This window comes from Luteimicrobium xylanilyticum, from assembly GCF_009429125.1.
GTDB classification, from domain to species: domain Bacteria; phylum Actinomycetota; class Actinomycetes; order Actinomycetales; family Cellulomonadaceae; genus Luteimicrobium; species Luteimicrobium xylanilyticum.
The window spans coordinates 453,189-472,959 of sequence record NZ_CP045529.1; the positions used below are offsets into that span (position 1 = coordinate 453,189).

The 19,771-nt window shown below is 72.7% G+C and carries 19 protein-coding genes, 1 tRNA gene and 1 other RNA gene; 6 read left to right on the forward strand and 15 right to left on the reverse strand.

Annotated elements, in window-relative coordinates:
• Nucleotides 1-39 precede the first annotated feature (39 nt).
• Together KDY119_RS01980 and KDY119_RS01985 are read left to right on the forward strand one after the other, a co-directional pair.
• Nucleotides 40-975: an LLM class F420-dependent oxidoreductase gene (locus tag KDY119_RS01980; protein ID WP_036954585.1), complete on the forward strand. Its 936-nt coding sequence runs from the start codon at nt 40-42 to the stop codon at nt 973-975.
• 199 nt (nt 976-1,174) lie between these two features.
• Nucleotides 1,175-4,057 (forward strand): discoidin domain-containing protein, encoded by a 2,883-nt coding sequence (locus KDY119_RS01985; RefSeq protein WP_227994470.1) that lies wholly within the window; start codon nt 1,175-1,177, stop codon nt 4,055-4,057.
• A gap of 125 nt (nt 4,058-4,182) precedes the next feature.
• Here the strand turns inward: KDY119_RS01985 and KDY119_RS01990 are convergent, their stop codons facing one another.
• From KDY119_RS01990 to KDY119_RS02045, 13 genes are all read right to left on the reverse strand, one after another.
• Complete coding sequence (locus KDY119_RS01990) at nt 4,183-4,809, reverse strand: GNAT family N-acetyltransferase (RefSeq protein WP_036954588.1); 627 nt, start codon at nt 4,807-4,809, stop codon at nt 4,183-4,185.
• Between the two features lie 40 nt (nt 4,810-4,849).
• A complete protein-coding gene (locus KDY119_RS01995) occupies nt 4,850-5,491 on the reverse strand; it encodes a LytR C-terminal domain-containing protein (protein ID WP_227994471.1) in 642 nt (213 codons plus the stop codon).
• Between the two features lie 63 nt (nt 5,492-5,554).
• Nucleotides 5,555-5,851, reverse strand: coding sequence for a type II toxin-antitoxin system VapB family antitoxin (locus tag KDY119_RS02000; RefSeq protein WP_036954593.1), 297 nt, complete (start codon nt 5,849-5,851; stop codon nt 5,555-5,557).
• Between the two features lie 84 nt (nt 5,852-5,935).
• Entirely contained in the window at nt 5,936-7,621 is a 1,686-nt protein-coding gene (locus KDY119_RS02005) for an ABC transporter permease (protein ID WP_051136932.1), read from the reverse strand.
• The gene (locus KDY119_RS02010; protein WP_036954596.1) at nt 7,618-8,568 is read right to left on the reverse strand and encodes an ABC transporter ATP-binding protein; all 951 of its coding nucleotides are present in this window, start codon (nt 8,566-8,568) and stop codon (nt 7,618-7,620) included. The genes KDY119_RS02005 and KDY119_RS02010 overlap by 4 nt, the downstream gene beginning before the upstream one ends.
• Nucleotides 8,565-9,233, reverse strand: a complete 669-nt coding sequence (locus tag KDY119_RS02015; protein ID WP_227994472.1) for a TetR/AcrR family transcriptional regulator — start codon at nt 9,231-9,233, stop codon at nt 8,565-8,567. The genes KDY119_RS02010 and KDY119_RS02015 overlap by 4 nt, the downstream gene beginning before the upstream one ends.
• A 69-nt stretch (nt 9,234-9,302) precedes the next feature.
• Nucleotides 9,303-10,127 (reverse strand): alpha/beta fold hydrolase, encoded by an 825-nt coding sequence (locus KDY119_RS02020; protein WP_036954601.1) that lies wholly within the window; start codon nt 10,125-10,127, stop codon nt 9,303-9,305.
• A gap of 27 nt (nt 10,128-10,154) precedes the next feature.
• Nucleotides 10,155-10,655, reverse strand: coding sequence for an SRPBCC family protein (locus tag KDY119_RS02025; protein WP_051136933.1), 501 nt, complete (start codon nt 10,653-10,655; stop codon nt 10,155-10,157).
• Nucleotides 10,652-10,993 carry an ArsR/SmtB family transcription factor gene (locus KDY119_RS02030; protein WP_036954604.1) on the reverse strand — a complete coding sequence of 114 codons (342 nt, stop codon included), beginning with the start codon at nt 10,991-10,993 and terminating at the stop codon, nt 10,652-10,654. Before KDY119_RS02030 ends, KDY119_RS02025 begins: the two co-directional genes overlap by 4 nt.
• Before the next feature lie 38 nt (nt 10,994-11,031).
• Nucleotides 11,032-11,892, reverse strand: coding sequence for a type II toxin-antitoxin system HipA family toxin (locus tag KDY119_RS02035; protein ID WP_227994473.1), 861 nt, complete (start codon nt 11,890-11,892; stop codon nt 11,032-11,034).
• Between the two features lie 69 nt (nt 11,893-11,961).
• On the reverse strand, nt 11,962-12,279 hold the full coding sequence (locus KDY119_RS19030) for a HipA N-terminal domain-containing protein (RefSeq protein ID WP_227994474.1): 318 nt from the start codon (nt 12,277-12,279) through the stop codon (nt 11,962-11,964).
• A complete protein-coding gene (locus KDY119_RS02040; protein WP_036954607.1) occupies nt 12,272-12,511 on the reverse strand; it encodes a helix-turn-helix domain-containing protein in 240 nt (79 codons plus the stop codon). Before KDY119_RS02040 ends, KDY119_RS19030 begins: the two co-directional genes overlap by 8 nt.
• A 181-nt stretch (nt 12,512-12,692) precedes the next feature.
• A tRNA-Ser gene (locus tag KDY119_RS02045) sits at nt 12,693-12,778 on the reverse strand.
• 139 nt (nt 12,779-12,917) lie between these two features.
• Here KDY119_RS02045 and ffs point away from each other — a divergent pair.
• Nucleotides 12,918-13,014, forward strand: an RNA gene (gene ffs / locus KDY119_RS02050) — signal recognition particle sRNA small type.
• 9 nt (nt 13,015-13,023) lie between these two features.
• Here ffs and ppk2 read toward each other — a convergent pair.
• Nucleotides 13,024-13,878 (reverse strand): polyphosphate kinase 2, encoded by an 855-nt coding sequence (gene ppk2 / locus KDY119_RS02055; protein ID WP_036954609.1) that lies wholly within the window; start codon nt 13,876-13,878, stop codon nt 13,024-13,026.
• 108 nt (nt 13,879-13,986) lie between these two features.
• Between ppk2 and KDY119_RS02060 the strand changes: the two genes are divergently transcribed.
• Complete coding sequence (locus tag KDY119_RS02060) at nt 13,987-16,746, forward strand: DNA polymerase III subunit gamma and tau (RefSeq protein WP_153021857.1); 2,760 nt, start codon at nt 13,987-13,989, stop codon at nt 16,744-16,746.
• Nucleotides 16,743-17,189: a VOC family protein gene (locus KDY119_RS02065; protein ID WP_051136935.1), complete on the forward strand. Its 447-nt coding sequence runs from the start codon at nt 16,743-16,745 to the stop codon at nt 17,187-17,189. The genes KDY119_RS02060 and KDY119_RS02065 overlap by 4 nt, the downstream gene beginning before the upstream one ends.
• Here the strand turns inward: KDY119_RS02065 and KDY119_RS02070 are convergent.
• The gene (locus KDY119_RS02070; protein ID WP_153021858.1) at nt 17,167-19,017 is read right to left on the reverse strand and encodes a S15 peptidase family protein; all 1,851 of its coding nucleotides are present in this window, start codon (nt 19,015-19,017) and stop codon (nt 17,167-17,169) included. The two genes, KDY119_RS02065 and KDY119_RS02070, sit on opposite strands and share 23 nt — an antisense overlap.
• A 145-nt stretch (nt 19,018-19,162) precedes the next feature.
• Here KDY119_RS02070 and recR point away from each other — a divergent pair, with 145 nt between their 5' ends.
• Nucleotides 19,163-19,762: a recombination mediator RecR gene (gene recR / locus KDY119_RS02075; RefSeq protein ID WP_036954621.1), complete on the forward strand. Its 600-nt coding sequence runs from the start codon at nt 19,163-19,165 to the stop codon at nt 19,760-19,762.
• Nucleotides 19,763-19,771 lie beyond the last annotated feature (9 nt).

Genomic DNA, 19,771 nt, shown 5'->3' on the forward strand with positions numbered 1-19,771 from the left:
CCGGGCGAGCGTGGGTGACCCTGCGGCAGAGTAGGACGTATGACGGATCACCCCTTTCAGCTCCGCGTGTTCACCGAGCCCCAGCAGGGCGCCACCTACGACGACCTGCTCGCCGTCGCGCAGGCGACCGAGCGGCTCGGGTTCGACGCGTTCTTCCGCTCCGACCACTACCTCGCGATGGGCACCGACGGTCTCCCCGGCCCGACCGACGCCTGGACGACGCTCGCCGGCCTCGCGCGTGACACCGAGCGCATCCGGCTCGGCACGCTCGTCTCGCCCGTGACGTTCCGCTATCCCGGGGTCCTCGCGATCCAGGTCGCCCAGGTCGACCAGATGTCCGGCGGACGCGTCGAGCTGGGGCTCGGCGCGGGCTGGTTCGAGCGCGAGCACGCCGCGTACGGCATCCCGTACCCCAAGAACCGCATGGACCACCTCACCGAGCAGCTCGAGATCGTCACGGGACTGTGGTCGACGCCGCTCGGGGACTCCTACTCGTTCGACGGCGACCTCTACCACGTCGTCGACTCGCCGGCCCTGCCCAAGCCCGTGCAGCCGCGCATCCCCGTGATCGTCGGGGGCAGCGGGCCCAAGCGGACCCCGGCGCTCGCGGCCCGGTTCGCGTCGGAATACAACGCGTCGTTCCCGGAGCTCGACGACATCCCGACGCTGTTCGGGCGCGTGCGCGAGGCGTGCGAGGCGGTCGGACGCGACGCCGACGAGCTGCGGTACTCGGCGGCGCTCGTCCTGTGCGTGGGCGCTGACGAGGCCGAGTTCCGCCGTCGGGCCGCAGCGATCGGGCGCGAGCCCGACGAGCTGCGCGAGCACGGCATCGCGGGGACGGTCGACGAGGCGGTCGAGGTGATCGAGCGGGTGCGGGCCGCGGGCGCGAGCCGGCTGTACCTGCAGACCCTCGACCTGCAGGACCTCGACCACCTCGACCTGGTCGCGCGCGAGGTGGTGCCCCGCTTGTCCTGATCCTGCGCAGCACTCTTCGTACGTCGCGCCGGTCGTGCTTGCGTATTTCTTGCGCTTGTCATGATCTTGCGTGCTTCTGTCGAAAACCGTACGGTCGGTGGGTTGCAACCCGGGCGTGCCCTGTGGCGTGCCCGGTTCCTGTCACCCACCGCCCTGCGCCGACGACGACGCGGGCACGACGGACAGAGGAGTCCGACCCGTGAACAGAGCACGTAGCGCAACACCCCTGCACGACCCCGGGTCGCCCGGCGGCGTCCGCCGACTCCGGCGCCTGTGCGGCGTCGGGGTCGGCGTGGCCGTCGTGGGGCTCGTGGGGGCCGGCGTCGCCGCCGTCCCCGCCCTCACCGCGAACGCCGCGACCGCGGACCAGACGGCGGGGTCGCCGTCGCCGGTCGGCATCCCCGGACGAGGGGCGACCGTCCCGTTCGTCGAGCAGGAGGCCGAGGACGCCGCCACCAACGGAACCGTGATCGGCCCGGACCGCACCTACGGGCACCTGCCCTCCGAGGCGTCCGGCCGCGAGGCGGTCACGCTCGACGCCGTCGGGGAGTACGTCGAGTTCACGCTCACCAAGCCTGCCAACGCCGCGGACTTCCGCTACTCGATCCCCGACAACGCGTCCGGCACCGGGCGCGACGCGACGCTCGACCTCGAGGTGAACGGCACCAAGGTCCAGGACCTGCCCGTGACGTCGCGGTACGGCTGGTTCTACGGCGGGTACCCGTTCAGCAACTCCGTCGGCGACAACCCGCACCACTTCTACGACGAGGTCCGGACGATGTTCTCCTCGACCCTGCCGGTGGGGACGAAGGTCCGTCTCCAGGTGTCGTCGACGGCCGCATCACCCAGCTTCACGATCGACCTCGGTGACTTCGAGCAGGTCGCGGCGCCGATCGCCCAGCCCGCGGGCTCGCTCAACGTGGTCACCGACTTCGGCGCCGACCCGACGGGCGCCACCGACGCCACGCAGGCGATCCAGGCCGCCGTGAACGCGGGCGCCGCGCAGGGCAAGACGGTGTACGTCCCGGAGGGCAGGTTCAAGGTGACGGATCACGTCATCCTCGACAAGGTCACGCTCACGGGCGCCGGGCAGTGGTACAGCGTCCTCACGGGCAACCGGGTCGGCCTCTACGGCAAGGACGCGTCCGCCGGGGGCAGCCACGACGTGACCGTGTCGAACCTCGCGATCTTCGGGGAGGTCAAGGAGCGCAACGACTCGGACCAGGTCAACGGCTTCGGCGGCGCGATGAGCGACTCGACGATCGACTCGGTCTGGATCCAGCACACCAAGGTCGGCGCCTGGATGGACGGTCCGATGGACCACCTCACCATCGAGAACAGCCGGATCCTCGACCAGACGGCCGACGGCATCAACTTCCACCTCGGCGTCACGAACTCGACCGCGACGAACAACTTCATCCGGAACACCGGTGACGACGGCATCGCCGAGTGGGCCGAGCAGCCCGAGCACGACAACACCTTCACGTACAACACGATCGTCGCGCCGGTGCTCGCCAACAACATCGCGATCTACGGCGGGACCGACATCACCGTGTCGCACAACGTCGTCTCCGACACCGTCACCAACGGCGGCGGTATCCACATCGCCAACCGGTACCCGGGCGTCCAGGGCGCCGCTGCCATCGGCGGGACGATCACGGCCGACTCGAACACGCTCATCCGGGCCGGGAACTCCGACTACAACTGGCAGTTCGGCGTCGGGGCGATGTGGTTCGACGGGCTCAACGAGGCCGTGAACGCCACGATCGACGTGTCGAACACGGACATCATCGACAGCTCGTACGAGGCGATCCAGTTCATCGAGGGCGGCACCAAGACCGTCCACTTCACGAACGTCGACATCGACGGGACCGGCACCTTCGCGATCCAGGCGCAGGCGACGTTCGCGGCGACGTTCGAGGGCGTCACGGCCCGGCACATCGGATACTCGAACGCGATCTACTCCTGCCAGGGCGCCGTGAACACCGGCATCACGCTGGTCGGCAGCGGCAACACCGGGTGGTACACCGACTCGCCCTACTGCGGCCCGTGGCCCGCGCCGAACTACGTGTACACCGGCGGCGGCACGACCGACCCGACGGACCCGCCGACCACGCCGACGGACCCCACCGACCCGCCGACCACCCCGACCGACCCGACGGCCTGCGTGGGCACGGGTGACGTCGCGCGCGGCAAGACGGTCGTCGAGTCGAGCCACGTCCAGACGTACTCGGGGTCCAACGCCGTCGACGGCGACGCCGCCACCTATTGGGAGAGCGCCAACAACGCGTTCCCGCAGTCGCTCCGCGTCGACCTGTGCGCGCCCGTCGCGCTCACGAAGGTCGTGCTCGGGCTCCCAGCGTCGTGGGAGAAGCGGAGCCAGACGCTCAAGCTCGAGGGCTCGTCCGACGGCTCGTCGTGGAGCACCCTGGCCGCGTCGAAGAGCTACGCGTTCGACCCGGCGTCCGCGTCCGACACGGTCACGATCCCGGTGTCCGGGACGGCGCGCTACGTGCGCGTGACCGTCACGGCCAACACCGGCTGGCCGGCGGCGCAGCTCTCGCGGTTCGAGGTCTACGGGACGGCGGACGACGGCGTGACGCCGACCGCGCCGCCGACCGACGACCCGACCGACGACCCCACCGCTCCGCCGACCGATCCCACGGGGACGGACCTCGCGCTCGGGAAGACGGTCGCTGCAGGGCACGCGGACGTCTACGTGGCGTCCAACGCCGTCGACGGCGACGCGAACTCCTACTGGGAGAGCCCCGACGGGGCGTTCCCGCAGTCGATCACGGTCGATCTCGGCGCGTCCAAGAGCGTGTCGCGGCTCGTGCTGCAGCTTCCGCCGGCCACGGCGTGGGCGGCTCGCACACAGACGCTCTCGGTGCTGGGTAGCACCGACGGCAGCACGTTCCAGACGCTCGAGGCGTCGGCCGGGTACCGGTTCGACCCGGCGTCGGGCAACACGGTGACGGTCACGTTCCCGGCGTCCGACGCGCGGTACGTGCGCCTCACGTTCACCGGCAACACAGGCTGGCCGGCCGCGCAGCTCTCGGAGCTGGGGGTCTACGCGAGCTGAGGGACCGAGTTGTCAGGCGCTCGCCGCTCTCGAGACCGGCGAGCGCCTGACAGCGCTGGCGGCAAGAAGCGTTGTCAGGCGCTCGGCGGACCAGGGTCCGGCGATCGCCTGACACGTTCCGGGTGTCAGGAGAGGCGGAGCCCGTAGACGAGGCCCGGCGCCTGCGCGACGCGGCGGAACCCGACGTGCTCGTAGAAGCCCTGCGCGTTGACGTTGTCGGCGGCGACGCCGAGGTGCACGCCGGCCACCCCGCGCGAGCGCAGCGCGTCGAGCAGGGTCTCGATGAGGCGCCGCCCGTTGCCGCCTCCCTGGGCTTCCGGGAGGAGGTCGACGTGCAGGTGCGCGGGGTAGTCGGCGAGCAGCTCGGCCGGGGCGCGCGGCGGCTCGTGGATCAGCCCGACGACGCCCGCGTCCGGGCTGCCCTCGGGGAACGTGCCGCGCGGGTACCGACGGCGCAGACCCGGCCACCAGGACCGCTCGAGCTCCTCCTCGAACGCCGCGGTGTCCGCCGCGCCCAGGACGTACCCGACGACCCCGCCCGGGCCGCCGTCGAGCACGAACGCGAGGTCGGGTGCGAAGCGCAGGTACGGGCCGGCGTAGACCTCGCCGAGGAGGCGCGGGTCCGCGAACTGGTCGGTGGCGTCCGCGCCGGACGCTCCGGTGCGCAGGCAGACGTCGTAGATCCGGTCGACCTCGGTGTCGTCGTCAGCGCGCGCGGGACGGATCGGGAGGGGCTGGACGGGCGTGGTCACCCGGTGAACCTACCGGTCGGAACCGGCCCGCCCGAACGGGTCACTTGCCCGACGACGTCTTCGTCGCCTTCGGCGCGGGCAGCAGCGGCTTGACCTTGGCGAGCGCGACGCAGTCCGGCGCGGAGGCCATCGCCTTCTTCGCGTTGAGGTGCACGTCCTTGGTCGCGAGCAGCACGTGCGCCTCGGACCCCAGCACGACGTCGACCGACCTGTCCTTACGGGTGTCGAGCGCGAGCTTGGCGTCCTTGAACTGCGCGGCGACCGTGTACGCCTGCGCGAGGCCCTTCGGGCCGAAGACGATGCGTGGCGCCGCGACGTCGACCGTGCTGTTGCCCACCTTCTTCACGGTGAACCCGCGCTCCACCATCGCGTCGGACGTGCTGCGCGCGAGCCCCGGCTGACCGGACGCGTTGTAGACGTTGACGGTGACCTTCGCGTACTGGACGGGCTTGGTGCCCTTCGCGAGGCACGGGGTCGCGGTCGTCATGGCGTCGTCGGTGACGCTCGGGGTGGAGATGGGCTTGCTGATCGGGGAGCTGATCGCGCCGGTGATGATCCCCGCCGCGCCGACGCCGACGAGTGCGAGGGCCGCGATGAGCACGCCGAAGACGACGGCCTGGCGCTCGTGCATGTGGCGGCGCCGCAGCTCGCGCGGGGTCGGGGGTTGGTGCTGGTTCGCCACGCGAAGAGCCTACGAGGTCGGGACGGTGGGGGCCCGTCAGGCGCGGCGTCGGTGCACGAATCGTTACGTGAGAACCAGAACCCGGGCGTGCAGCGCCGGCCGCTGCTGGAGGGCGGCGCGGACCGCGCGGTGCAGGCCGTCCTCGAGGTAGAGGACGCCCTTGTACTCGACGACGTGCGCGAACAGGTCGCCGTAGAACGTCGAGTCCTCCGACAGGAGGTTGTCGAGGTTGAGCGTGCGCTTGGTGGTGACGAGCTCGTCGAGCCGGACCATGCGCGGTGGCACGTCCGCCCAGTCCTTGGGCGTGACCTTGCCGTGGTCCGGGTAGGGTCGACCGTCTCCCACGGCTTTGAAGATCATGGGCGGAAGTCTACGAAACGACCTGCGGGTCGCCCGTGAAGATGCGGTGAGCGTGCTGCACGGCGGGGCCCACGACCGCTGCCGTCAGACGGCGGGGACGTCGCGCCGTCGGAGGCCGAGCGCGCCCACGAACCGTGCGTAGGCGAGCGCGTAGAACGCCGCCGCGACGAGGGTGAGGACCACGAGAGGCAGGGGCTCCGCGTGCTCGAGCGGGACGCGCGGCGTGTGCGTGAAGGGGGAGAGGTCGACCACCCACTGCGGCAGGTCGAGCGCGTCCCCGAGCAGCTCGAGCAGCAGGATCGCCGTGATCACGCCCCAGCCGACCGCGACGAAGCGGGGCCACCACGCGTAGCACGCGACCACGATCCCGCCCACGACGAGCGCGGCCGGCACCTGGGCGGCAGCGCCGCCGACGGCGTCGGCGAACGCGGTGCCCCAGGCCCCGCCGGTGAGTGCGTGGCCGAGTCCCATGAGGACGCCCGCGGCGGTCAGGATCACGACGGCGCCCACCACCGAGACGAGCACGGCCACCCCGAGGTACCGGGCGCGGGTGACCCCGGTGGCGAGCTGGACCTCGGTGCGCCCCGACGCCTCCTCGGCGCGGAGCTGCGTCGCGTACGTGACGGTCCAGGCCGCCGCCGCGATGCCGACCCAGCCGAGGACGAGGGCTGTCATGACGTCCTGCAGCCGGCCGGTGCCGCCGAGCTGCTCGATGAGCTTCGCGGCGTCCGCGTTGCCGCCGACCAGGTCGTCGGCGGAGCTGAGGATCAGTCCGAGCAGGAAGCAGTACGCGCCCGCGGCGTAGGCCCACGACGCGAGCGACACGCCCTGCAGCCGGCGGGTCAGGGCGAGGGGCGAGTCGAGGTGGGGTGCGTCCGCGGGGCCGGGGCGCGGCTGGACGATGCCGGCGCCGACGTCGCGCCCGACGGCGAGCCGCGCGGCCACGCCGAGGCAGGCCACGGCGAGCGCGAGGCTCAGGAGCGCGGGAGCGTACGAGTTCGCGCCGAACGGGTCCATCTCCTCGGCCCATCCGACGGGTGAGAGCCAGCGCAACCACCCGAGCCCGTCCCGGACGTCCCCGACGCCGCGCAGCGCGTACCCCGCGACGAGGACGAGCACTGCGATCGTGTTGGCCGTGCGCGAGAGCGTGGCCACCTGCGCGCCGACCGCGCCCAGGCCCGCACCGGCGAGGCCCGTCGCGAGGTACTGCACCCCGACGGCGAGCACGCCCGCGCCGTCGCCGGGAGCCTCCGCGACGGAGGCGAGCGCGCCCGCCATCCCGGCGGCCGTGACGATGCTGAGGATCGTCGCGACGACCGCGCCGGCGGCGAGGGGGGCGAGCGCGCCGACGGGAGCCGCCCGCACGAGCTCGAGCCGCTCGGCCTCCTCCTCCTTGCGGGTGTGCCGCACCACGGTCATCGCCGCCAGGATGCCCACGACGACGAGCATGAAGAGGCCGATGCGCCACTGGCTCATGCTCGCGACCGACTGGGTGTGGCGCAGCGGGCCGAGCAGGACGCGGAACGCGGCGTTGGTCCCGAGCGTCGCCGCGGCGTCGTCGCGGTCGGCCTGCGTCCCGTACGCGGTGCTCACCGAGGAGATGGTCACGAAGAACGTGGCGACGAGCACGACGACCGTCACCGGCAGCGTGATGCGCTCTCGGCGCAGCGCGAGCCGCAGCAGCATCCCTGTGCCGGCCAGGGGGCGCCCCGGCCAGACGCTCGCGCGGGCCTTCCGCGTGGCGGGGGCGGGGGCGGCGGTCGTCGTCATCGCCGCACCGCCGCGCCGTCGTCCTCGAGCAGCTCGAGCTCGTCGCCGTACTGCCGCAGGAACAGCTCCTCGAGCGAAGGCGGCGACACCGTGAGCCCGTGCGCGCCGAGGTCCGCGAGGACGCGCGTCGCGGCGGGGGTGGCCGCGTCGTCGAGGTGGAAGGTGAGGGTGCCGTCCTCGGGCTGCACCGCGACGTCGTGGACGCCGTCGAGCTTCTCGAGCGCGGCGCGGGCCGCGTCGGGGTCCTCGACACGGGCCGTGACCGCGGACCGGGTGAGGTGACGGAGCTCCCCGAGCGTGCCGGTCTGCATGGTGCGGCCCGCCCGGATGATCGTCACGGTGTCGCAGAGCGCCTCGACCTCGGCGAGCACGTGGCTCGACAGCAGGACGCTCGTCCCGGCCTGCGTCGCCTCGCGGACCGAGTCCTGGAACACGGCCTGCATGAGCGGGTCGAGGCCCGACGTCGGCTCGTCGAGCACGAGCAGCTCGACGTCCGCGCAGAACGCCGCGACGAGCGCCACCTTCTGCCGGTTGCCCTTCGAGTAGGTGCGGGTGCGCTTGGTCGGGTCGAGCTCGAACCGGTGCAGCATCTGGGCCTTGCGAGACTCGTCGACCTGCAGCCCGCGCAGGCGCAACAAGAGGTCGATGGTATCGCCGCCCGTGAGCTGCGGCCACAGCGTCACGTCTCCCGGCACGTAGGCGAGGCGCTCGTGCAGCCCGACGCCGTCCGTCCACGGGTCCTTGCCGAACAGCCGGGCGGTGCCCGCGTCGGCGTGGAGGAGACCCAGGAGGACGCGGATCGTCGTGGACTTGCCGGCGCCGTTGGGTCCGAGGAACCCGGCGACCTGTCCGGGCTCGACGACGAGGTCGAGTCCGTCGAGCGCCTGGACGGTCCCGAACCTCTTGCGCAGGTCGTGCACCTCGACGGGTGGGGTGGACGCGGTCATCGGTCCTCCTGGTGCGGGGGAGTGGGGGTGGTGGTGGGCTGCTGGGCGAGGTAGCCGTCGAGGAAGCGACGGTCGGTGAACAGCCCCTCCGTGAAGACCTCGAGCCCGGCGAGCGTGCCGCGCGCTTGCATCCCGAGGACCCAGGCGGCGAGGTCGGTCGGGGGCTCCGGCTCGAGCGAGTAGGCGAGCAGCAGGTACCCGAGGCTCATGCCGGTGAGCATCTCGGCGCGGCCGTCGGGGTCGCGCGAGGGCCGGATGCTGCCGGCTGCGACGCCGTCGTCGAGGTTGGTGCGGGTCTCGTCGACGAGGTCCGCGACGAAGCGGCGCGCGAGGTCGCCGCCCGCCTGCAACGAACGCAGCAGGTAGGTGGCGAGCCACGCGTAGTGGGTGTCGCCCGCGAGCCGGAGGATCGAGACGGCCGGGTCGGCGGCGACGAGCGCCTCGGCCCGCGCGTCGTGGATCTGCGCGAGGACGTGCTCGTCGCACGCGCGGCGCAGGCCGTCCTTCGAGCGGAAGTGGTGGATCACGAGCCCGGGGCTCACGTCCGCGTCGGCGGCGATGGAGCGCAGGCCGACGCCGAACCCGTCGGTCGCGAACCGCGTGATCGCGGCGTCGCGGATCCGGGCGCGGGCGGTGAGGTCGTCGTCGGACGGGGCTGAACGCACGTTCAACAGGCTATACAGTCGTTCAGCCCGACGGCAAGACCCTCGGCGGCACGTGCGTGTCGTGCCTGGTCAGGAGGCGAAGAACTCCGTGAGCGCGGGCGCCAGGACGGCGGGGTCGACGTCGTGCGTCTGGTCCGGGAGCGACCGGTGGGCGGCGCCCGGGACCGCGGCGGCCGTGGCCCGCGCGGCGTCCTGCAGCACGTCCGGGCTCGCGCTCCCCGAGACGACCAGCGTCGGGACCGTGACGCGCGCCGCGTCGGGCGGGACGGCGCCTCCCGCCAGGACGGCGTCGTCGTAGGCGAGCGTGGGAGCGATCGCCTCGAGCGTGGGCCAGCCGGGGCTCGTCCGGGCGCCCGCGATCATCGGCTCGGGCATGCCGACGGACGCCATGAACAGCGCGACAGCGTCGCCGCGGCGGCCGTCGTCGAGCGCCTGGCGCAGGTTCGCCGTGTACGCGCGGGCGCCCGCGACGTAGGGGTTGCCGAGGACGGGCGCGAGCAGCGGCGGCTCGTAGAGCGCGAGCCGGGTCACCGCGGGCTCGACCGCCGTCGTCCGCAGCGCGAGGACGGCGCCCGACGAGTGCCCGACCAACCCCACTCCTCCGGGAGAGGCGGCGTCCGCGAGCCCGACGACGGCGCGCAGGTCCTCGATCTCGCGCTCCACCGCGAACGGCAGGGTGTCGCCGCTCGCGCCACGGCCGCGCCGGTCGTACGTCCAGACCGTGAACCGGTCGGACAGTGCCGCGGCGAGCCCGTCGGACGGGCCGGCGCCGCGGTAGCAGAGCGCCCCGTCGACCAGGACGACGCCCGGTCCGTCCCCGGTGCGCGTCCACGCGATCGTGGTGCCGTCGGGCGAGGTCGTGGTGCCGGTCGTGGTGGTGCTCGTCGTGCTCATGGCGTCCTCCCGTCGTGGGGTCCGCGGTCAGGCGCGCGGAGGCTCGTCGGCGTCCGCGGACGCTCCGCCGACGAGCGAGGCGACGTAGGCGTCGCAACGGTCGAGGCTGGTCGCGAAGCCGGCACGTGCCTGCGGGCTGCGGTATGCCTCGGGGACGTTCGTCTGGTGCGTGACGACCTCGGTCGTCCCGTCGCCCAGGTCGGTGAAGGTGATCGTCGTGGTCATGCCGCTGCCGGGCTCGGACCAGACCAGCAGGTCGGGCCGGCGCACCTCCACGTAGACGGCGCGCATCGTGTACGCGGTGCCGTCCGTGTCGGAGACCATCGTGGTCTCGAACGCCCCGCCGGGCCGCAGGTCGACGACGATGCTCGTGACCGGCGTCGTCGTGCCACGGGGACCCCAGAAGTGCGCGAGGTGCTCGGGCGTGGTCATGCAGTCGAACAGGAGCTCGGGCGACGCGCGGTGGACGCGCGTGTACGTGAGCTCGCCGAGCTTGGTGGCGCCGTTCTCGGGCGCGTCGGGGGTCATCGGTCGGCCTCCGGGTCGAGGGTCTCGAGGTGGGCGGTGAGGCGGTCGTGGCGTTCGGCCCAGATCCGCCGGTTGCGTTCGATCCAGCCGGTCGCCTCGTCGAGGCGGTGGCCGTCGAGCGTGACGGGCCGGGTCTGCGCCACGCGGCCGCGCGAGACGAGCCGGGCCCGCTCGAGCACCCGCAGGTGCTTGGAGACCGCCTGTTGAGAGATCGCGAACGGTTCGGCGAGCTCGTTGACGGTGGCGTCACCGTGCGTCAGGCGCTCGACGATCGCCCGGCGGGTGGGGTCGGCCAGCGCGGCGAACACGAGGTCGAGGTCGTCGGGTGCGGTGTCCACCCGTCCACCGTAAGCACATCCGATCAGTTGTTCAACCTCTAGGTTGTGGATGGCGTCGCCGAGCCCACCTCGCGGCCCGCGAGCAGGTTCGTGGTGAACCACTCGATCTGTGCGGCGAGGCCGGGGTGTGCGCGCTCGTGCGGCTGGTCCGACCGCACTGTGTCGAGCACGGCCGCGAGGGTCCTGTCGGCCAGCTCCGCGGCGCGCGCGAGCCCCCAGGCACGACCTTCCGCGGCGAGGTGCTCGAGGGTCACGGCAGCGTGGCGGTACTCGCCTCCGACGGCGAGGGCGAGCTCGCCGTCGTTCGGCTGGTGCGCCTGGGGGACGACGTCGTACGCGGGTGCGAGCGACATCGGGGCGTCCAGAGGGTGGAGCAGCGAGATGTTCTTGGTGTGCAGGTCGAGGTTCCCGACGGCGACCGACACCACGACGAGTCGGAAGAGTCGCTCCAGGGACTCGCCGTCGCCCCGGCCGGTGAACGTGCGGGCCACGCGGTCGAGGCTGACCAGGCCGCCATATCGCTGGTATTTCTGGATGCCGGCTGCGCCGAGCACCTGGCTGAAGTCCTCCTGGTGGACCCGGCCCTCGGGAGCATCGGCCGATCGGTCGTACCGTTCGACGACGACGGCGGGCACGTCCTCGAACTCGACGATCCTCGTGTCGAAGTCGGTGAGTCCCGCTGCCCGGACAATACGGGCCCCGTACTCCTCGTCGAAGATCGAGGTCTGGTGCTCACGAGACACGGGCTTGAGGATGTGTGTGGAGGGCCAGCCGTCGATCACCCGGTTCCAGCCGTCCGCGGTACGGGCGAGGACGATCTTGTCCTGCACGCCTGCCAGCGAGGTCTTGCCTCCGGCCGGCTTGTTGCCCAGCGGGTTGTCCTGGACGTGTCGCAGCATCTCGGCGACGCCCGCCTCCGTCAGCGGTTCCAGTGCGGGGTGCCGGGGTTCGCCGGGGACGTCCGGGTCCTAGATCTGCACGGCGCCCGCGACGTCGCGACCGTAGGCGCGCAGGAGCCCGATCACGTCCTGTTCTGGGACGGCCGCCTCCTGCGCGAGTCGTGAGAGCATCCTGCCCTCCGGTAGGAGCTCACGGAAGAAGTTCCGCCGGCGTTCCTTGCGTGCTCGCACCGGCGCCGCAACCAAGGGGATCGAGACCGACAGGATCGGGCTGTCGAGACCGAAGCGCTCTACCGCAGCGGGCTCGGGGAGGAAGTCGAAGGTGCGCCACGGGCCGACGAGCATGCCTACCCGGGTGCCGTAGAGCTCGACGACGAGGTCAGCCACGGTCGTCAGCCGGTGTGATGGTCGCCGTCAGCTCCATGCCGGTCTCGCGCATCGCGGCGAAGAGCCGGTCCATGAGGATCGACGGCTTGCCCGCCTCGAGCTCCCAGACGTACTTCTGCGTCGTGCCCAGTCGCTGCGCGAGCTCCCGTTGGCTCAGCCCCGACAGCAGCCGCGCCTGCTGCAGGATCCGGCCGAGGGACTCCGGGCTCGTCACCGTGCCGCTGTAGGCCATGCCTGACTCCCTGTGACGTCGATAATGTAGTCAGAGTAGATGACTACGATATCCACGTCAAGGGACGTGACGTCGATAAGGGAGTCAGTCGGGCGCGGCTGTCGCCCTGAGGCGCAGGTACGACGAAGGCCCCGGGCCTGTGCGGTCCGGGGCCTTCCGAATGTCTGAGACATCCGTTCTGCGGAGGATGGGGGATTCGAACCCCCGAGGGCTGTTAACCCAACACGCTTTCCAAGCGTGCGCCATAGGCCACTAGGCGAATCCTCCTCGCCGCGCTGCGTCGTCGGGCGGGCCCGGCACGCACTGCGGCCTCACGAGGATACCGGACGGACGGGGCCCCGCCGAAACCGGGGTTCGGGCCCGCCCCGGCGTTCGGGGGAGGGGCCGCCGTCCGGTACCCTGGACCGCAGACCCCTCGTGCGGCGTCATCCTGCTGAACTCCCCCAGGACCGGAAGGTAGCAAGGGCAGGCGGGCTCTGGCGGGTGTGCGGGGGGTCCTTACTTCTCCCCGGCTACAGCGAGCGCTCGGGGTCTCCCATCAGCGAGGTCGCGACGTCGGGCACGTAGGTGCTGAGCTCGCGCGGCGGACGCTCGTAGCCCCGCGACGCGGCGGGCCGTTCGGGCAGCTCGATCTCCTCGCCGGCGGCCACGTCCTCGTACGGGATGGTCGACAGCAGGTGGCTGATCATGTTGATCCGCGCGTGCTTCTTGACGTCCGACTCGACGACGAACCACGGGCTCCCCGGCAGGTCCGTGTGCACGAACATCTCGTCCTTGGCGCGCGAGTAGTCCTCCCAGCGGTGGATCGACTCGAGGTCGGTCGGGCTGAGCTTCCACCGCCGGACCGGGTCGGTGAGGCGGGAGCGGAAGCGCTTGAGCTGCTCGGCGTCGGACACGGAGAACCAGTACTTGCGCAGCAGGATGCCGTCGTCGATCAGCATCTGCTCGAAGATCGGCGTCTGGCGCAGGAAGCGCGCGTGCTCCTGCGGGGTGCAGTAGCCCATGACCTTCTCGACGCCGGCCCGGTTGTACCAGGACCGGTCGAACAGGACGACCTCGCCCGCCGCGGGCAGGTGCGCGACGTAGCGCTGGTAGTACCACTGCGACTTCTCGCGCTCGGTCGGCACCGGCAGCGCGGCGATGCGTGCGACACGCGGGCTCAGGTACTCCGTGATCCGCTTGATGGTGCCGCCCTTGCCGGCCGCGTCGCGCCCCTCGAACACCACGACGACGCGCGCCCCCGTCGCGCGGACCCATTGCTGGAGCTTGACCAGCTCGGCCTGGAGACGGAACAGCTCGGCCTCGTACACGTCGTCGGGCAGGCGGGGTGGCCGCTTGCCCTTCTTCTTGTTCTGCTCCTTCGCCATGGCCGAACGCTATGCCCGGGGGCCGCCGCACGGCGTGCCGGGCGCGGGTGAGATCGCGCCCCGTGGACGACTCCCGGAGCGTCGGGGGCGGCGTCTACAGTTGCCGGGGTGAGCACAGCCCTGTACCGCCGCTACCGCCCCGAGACCTTCGCCGAGGTCATCGGTCAGGAGCACGTGACGGGGCCGCTCATGCAGGCGCTCCGCACGGGCCGCGTGAACCACGCCTACCTGTTCTCCGGGCCGCGCGGCTGCGGCAAGACGACGTCGGCGCGCATCCTCGCCCGGACGCTCAACTGCCACCGGAACACGCCCGAGCACCCGATCGACACGCCCTGCGGCGAGTGCCCCTCGTGCGTCGACCTCGCGCGCGGCGGCTCGGGCAGCCTCGACGTCGTCGAGATCGACGCGGCGAGCCACGGCGGCGTCGACGACGCCCGCGAGCTCCGCGAGCGCGCCACCTTCGCGCCCAGCCGTGACCGGTACAAGGTGTTCATCATCGACGAGGCCCACATGGTCTCGTCCGCAGGGTTCAACGCGCTCCTGAAGATCGTCGAGGAGCCGCCCGAGCACGTCCGGTTCATCTTCGCGACGACCGAGCCCGACAAGGTCATCGGCACCATCCGCTCGCGCACCCACCACTACCCGTTCCGCCTCGTCCCACCGGACGTGCTGATCCCGTACCTCGACGAGCTCTGCAGCGCCGAGGGCGTCGAGGTCGGGTCCGGGGTGCTGCCGCTCGTCGTGCGCGCGGGCGGCGGGTCCGTCCGCGACACGCTCTCCGTGCTCGACCAGCTCATCGCCGGCGCCGACGAGGCCCCCGGCTCCGGCGAGTCGGGCGAGCGGCGGCGGGTCCTCGACTACGAGCAGGCCGTCGCCCTCCTCGGCTACACGCACGCCACCCTGCTCGACGACGTCGTCGGGGCGCTCGCGGCCCGCGACGGCGCCAGCATGTTCCGCGTCGTCGAGCGCGTGATCGAGTCGGGCCACGAGCCGCGGCGGTTCGTCGAGGACCTGCTCGAACGCCTGCGCGACCTCATCGTGCTCGCCGTCGCGGACGGCGAGGCGGTCGCCGCGCTCGGCGACCTGCCCACGGACCAGCTCGACCGCATGCGGTCGCAGTCCACCGCGCTCGGCCTCGGCGAGCTGTCGCGCGCCGCCGACCTCGCGAACGCCGGGCTGACCGAGATGACCGGTGCGACCTCCCCGCGCCTCCACCTCGAGCTGCTCTGTGCCCGGCTCCTGCTCCCCGGGGCCGACGACGGCGCAGCCGGCTTCGGTGCGCGGCTCGACCGGTTGGAGCGGGGCTGGGTCGGCAGCGGTGGTGGCTCGGCGCCGGCAGCAGTCACGCCGTCCGGAGCCGAGCGGCCCGCGCTGCGCGTCGAGCAGCCGTCGGACGACGCGCCTCGTGCCGGCGTCCCGCGTTCAGTGCCGAGCGAGGTGCCCGCGGCCTCGGCGGTGGCCGCGACCGCCGCGCGGAGCACCCCTGCCGAGGACCAGTCCGTGCAGGACCAGTCCGTTCAGGACGAGCCCGCACAGGACGGGTCCGCACAGGACGAGCCCGCACAGGACGGGTCCGTCCAGGACGAGCCCGCCGTGGGCAGTGCTGCCGGTGCGCCTGAAGCGGCCGCGCCGGACGCGTCGGCGACCGACGCCGGGGCGACCGGGGAGGCGGCCGCGGTTCCGACGGCGCCCACGCCCGCACCCGCACCCGCGCCGGCGCCCGCCGGGTCGAACGTCGCGCACGTCGAGAGCGAGCTCGTCCGACGCCGGTGGGACGAGGTGCTGCAGACCCTGTTCCGGATGAACAAGGGCGCATGGACGCTCGTCAAGCAGGACGCCTCGGTGGCGTCGCTCGAGGGAAACGTGCTGACCCTGTCGTTCAGCTCGCCCGGCCTCCAGCGCGCGTTCCAGAGCGGCAAGGCCGAGTCCGTCGAGAAGGCCGTCTACGAGACCCTCGGGTTCCCGGTCAAGGTCAGCGCCGTGGTGGGCGCCGTGCCCGCCCCGGTCGCACGGCCACGCGCCGAGCACAGCCAGGCGTCGCGCGACGACGACGGCGGTGCCGACGCACCCGGCGACCGAGCGGGCGCGCCGGGCGAGCCCCCGGCGTCCGAGCCTGTTGCCGGTGCGGCCGACGCCGACGCGGCCTGGCTCGCCGGCTCACCGCGCAGCGGCGCGTCCGTCGGGCGCACCCCGCCCGAGGCCGACTCCGTCGCGAAGCCCGACACCGTGAGCACGACCGAGGCTGCCCGCGCCGAGACCGTCGACCCGCAGGAGACTCTCGCCGAGGAGGCGCCGGCCGTTGCCGGTGCCGCCGAGTCCGGCGCTCGCACGGAGGGTGCGCAGGCCTCCTCCGGCGCGCGGTCGGTCGAGCCGGACGCTGACACCCCCGCGGCACCCTCGTCGGGCGCTCCGCGTACCGCACCCGCACCGCCGGCCCCCGACGAGCCCGCGGTCTACGACGGCATCCCCGTCGCCGAGCCGCCGGACGACGCCCCGTTCCCCGACGACGGCGGCTCCTGGGGACCGCGCGCGGGCGGTGCCGGTGGCGCCCGACCGGACGCCACCGCTTCAGCGCCGGCCGCGCGTGCCCTCTCGCCCGTGGAGGCCGCCCGCGCGGCGGCCGCCGGCTCGTCGGCGTCGCGCCCGCAAGGCGGCGCGCCGTCCCGGTCGGTACCGGCCCACGACGACGCGCCGCCGTGGGACGACGACGCGTCACCCGGACCTCGCGCGCAGGGCGGGCGCGGGGCCGCCCGGTCGGGGAACGGCGGCCCGGGTGGTGCCGCCCCGCTCAACCTCGTGGGGCCGGCGCTCGTCGCGCAGCTCCTCGGCGGGACCGTGATCGACGAGATCGTCGAGCACCGCGAGTGACCGCAGCACCCGGCAACCCGCCCGCTCCGCACGGTTTGCACCACGTCGAGCTGTGGGTGCCGGTCCACGAGCGCACGCTCGGACCGTGGGGCTGGCTCCTCGGCCGGCTCGGCTACGCGTGCACGTCGACGTGGGCGGACGGCTCCCGCTGGGACCTCGGCGACACGTACCTCGTGCTCGAGTCCGGTCCCGACGTGCAGCCGGTCCCGCACGACCGGGTGCGCCCCGGCGTCAACCACCTGGCCTTCTGGGCGGGGGCGCCGGGCGACGTCGACACCTTGATGAGGGACGCCGTCGGGCGCGGGTGGCAGCCCTTGTTCGCGGACCGCTACCCGCACGCGGGCGGCCCGGACCACTACGCGGGCTACCTCGAGGACGGCGACGGCTTCGAGGTCGAGCTCGTCGCCGCCCCCGAGGTCGTCACCCCACGACCGGCAGCGTGAGCGACTGCGACGTCGAGCCCGTCCGGACGGTCACGAGGTTCGCGAAGAGGCCGCCCCGGTAGTTGGCGGACCCGGCCGCGACGACCAGCCGGAGCTGGTGCCCGGCCTCGAACCGGTGCACGACGGCCGGCAGCGTCACGGTGAAGGGCTTCGTGACGTCCGGGACGCGCGCGGGCGCGACCTGGTTCGCGACGAGCGTGCTGGTGCCGTCGGGCGCGACGTCGAGAAGCTTCGCGAACAGGACGAGCTGCCCGGACGGTCCGAGGCCCTGCGTCGCGACGCTCGCCGGGGCGCTCACCGTCAGGTGCAGGCTCGGGGACCCGGCGACGTCGAGGGCGGAGCCGAGCGCGCCCGACGACCACTGCGCCGTCGTGCCCGGAAGGTCTGCCTCCGCCTTCGCGGGACCGCCGACGAGGTCGCCGAAGACGTCCAGCGGGTCGACGCTCGTCGGCAGTCCTCCGGCGGCGGTGACGAACGACTGTGCGCCCTTCACGACGTCGCCCGTGCCGCTGACGAGCTGCGACGACGAGAGGTAGTAGCGCTTCGCGGTGCCGACCGGGAACGTGTCCGACGTCCCGTAGGCGGGGGTCGAGATCCCGGTGTAGTGCACCCAGTCGCGGAAGTACGCGAATGTCGGGCCGGTGGAGACGTCGTCACCGCGCAGGTAGTGGGCGAACCAGTCGAAGACCCGCCCGGTCAGGTACTGCGTCTGCGGGTCGAGGGCGCTGGAGTCCCAGTCCCCGGGGACGACTGACGCGTCCGAGTGGCCGGGCTGCTGCCAGATCATCTGGACGGGCGTGCCCTGCGCGTGGAGCGTCGCGTACGTCGCCGCGGCCTGGTTCAGGTTGAACAGCGTGTCGTGCTCGCCCTGGATCAGCAGGGTCGGCGCCTTGACCTTCGCCAGGTAGCTCGCGGGCGAGACCCGCTCGAGCGCGGCCCGTTGCGTGGTGGTCGGGTAGCCCTGCACGACGCCGGTCAGGAGCGTCGGGCAGACCACCTGGATGAAGCGGTCGCAGCCGGGCGACGTGAGCAGGCTCGTGTCGTCCTTGCCGGTCCCGGTGACCATGCCTGCCAGACCGAGGCCGAGCGTCCAGTGGAGCTTCATGGCCCCGGGGGTCGAGGTCGTCACCCCGGACGTCTGTGCCGTGCTGTTGGGGAACAGCGCGTACGAGAGGTCGTTCCACGTGATCATCGGGACGAGCGCGTCGATGCGGGGGTCCACGGCCGCGGCGGCGAGCTGGACGGCGCCCGCGTACGAGCCGCCGAGCATCCCGACGCGCGGGTCGTGGGCATGCTCCTTCCCGTCGAGGGCCGTCGGGTCGAGGGTGACGGCGTCGAGGGGTGCGGCCGCATGGGTGTGGCCGGCGTCGGTGAACGCGATGTCGTCCGCGCCGCCGAGGTAGCTGACGAGGTCGCTCGCGGCCCGGCCGTCGACGTCGGGGTCGTCCATCGAGATGGGGCAGGTCGAACCGCCGAAGCCGAGCCCGGAGTACGACAGGGCGACGTAGTCGTGTGCCGCGAACGACTCGGCCATGGCGGCCTGGTCGTCCTTGGAGCCCCCGAAGCCGTTGGTCATGAGGACTGCGGGCACCCGGTGCGCGGGGCCGGCGTCGGTGGGGACGTAGAGGTCCGCGACGACGTCGCAGGTCGTCGTCCCTGCTGCTCCCACGGTCACGGCGAGGTGGAGCGTCGTGACCGTGTAGGGCGCGGCGCTCGCGGCGGCGGGCCCCGCGAGGGCGGGGACGGCGAGGACGGCGGCGAGCGCCGTCGTCGTGGCGAGGGAGGTGCGTGTGCGGTGGTGCGATGGGCGGTGTGGTCGAGCCGGCATCCGAGGCCTCCTTGCATCGGTGGGTCACCCGCGACGGTGCGGGCATCACCGAAGTTAATACTTGGTAACTTCGGTACCAGGTATCTCGCGCCGCGAACTGTCGGAAGGCGGCCGGTCCGTGGGCGGCGGCGCATAGGCTTACGGGGTGTACGAAGGCGCTGTCCAGGACCTGATCGACGAGCTCGGCCGACTCCCCGGCGTCGGGCCCAAGAGCGCGCAGCGCATCGCGTTCCACCTGCTGGCCTCGGACCCGACGGACGTGCGCCGCCTGACGGACGCGCTCACGCAGGTCAAGGAGAAGGTCCGCTTCTGCGAGATCTGCGGCAACGTCGCCGAGGACGTGCAGTGCAAGATCTGCCGCGACCCGCGCCGCAACCCCGCGGTGATCTGCGTCGTCGAGGAGCCCAAGGACGTCGTCGCGATCGAGCGCACGCGCGAGTTCCGCGGCCGGTACCACGTGCTCGGCGGGGCCATCAACCCCATCGAGAACGTCGGGCCCGACGACCTCCGCATCAAGGAGCTGCTCACCCGCCTCGCCGACGGCACGGTCACCGAGGTCATCCTCGCGACCGACCCGAACGTCGAGGGCGAGGCGACCGCGACCTACCTGGCCCGGCTCCTCACGCCCATGGGGGTCCGGGTCACTCGCCTCGCGTCGGGCCTGCCGGTGGGCGGAGACTTGGAGTACGCGGACGAGGTCACGCTCGGCCGCGCGTTCGAAGGCAGGAGGGTGATCGGTGCCTGACGCGACGCC

Excerpts from the sequence above, each read along its gene's own strand:
- KDY119_RS01980 (WP_036954585.1), top strand. The coding sequence starts at position 40 with ATGACGGATCACCCCTTTCAGCTCCGCGTGTTCACCGAGCCCCAGCAG.
- KDY119_RS02000 (WP_036954593.1), bottom strand. The coding sequence starts at position 5,851 with ATGATCTTCAAAGCCGTGGGAGACGGTCGACCCTACCCGGACCACGGC.
- KDY119_RS02005 (WP_051136932.1), bottom strand. The coding sequence starts at position 7,621 with ATGACGACGACCGCCGCCCCCGCCCCCGCCACGCGGAAGGCCCGCGCG.
- KDY119_RS02010 (WP_036954596.1), bottom strand. The coding sequence starts at position 8,568 with ATGACCGCGTCCACCCCACCCGTCGAGGTGCACGACCTGCGCAAGAGG.
- KDY119_RS02020 (WP_036954601.1), bottom strand. The coding sequence starts at position 10,127 with ATGAGCACGACGAGCACCACCACGACCGGCACCACGACCTCGCCCGAC.
- KDY119_RS02025 (WP_051136933.1), bottom strand. The coding sequence starts at position 10,655 with ATGACCCCCGACGCGCCCGAGAACGGCGCCACCAAGCTCGGCGAGCTC.
- KDY119_RS02035 (WP_227994473.1), bottom strand. The coding sequence starts at position 11,892 with ATGCTGCGACACGTCCAGGACAACCCGCTGGGCAACAAGCCGGCCGGA.
- KDY119_RS02040 (WP_036954607.1), bottom strand. The coding sequence starts at position 12,511 with ATGGCCTACAGCGGCACGGTGACGAGCCCGGAGTCCCTCGGCCGGATC.
- ppk2 (WP_036954609.1), bottom strand. The coding sequence starts at position 13,878 with ATGGCGAAGGAGCAGAACAAGAAGAAGGGCAAGCGGCCACCCCGCCTG.
- KDY119_RS02070 (WP_153021858.1), bottom strand. The coding sequence starts at position 19,017 with ATGCCGGCTCGACCACACCGCCCATCGCACCACCGCACACGCACCTCC.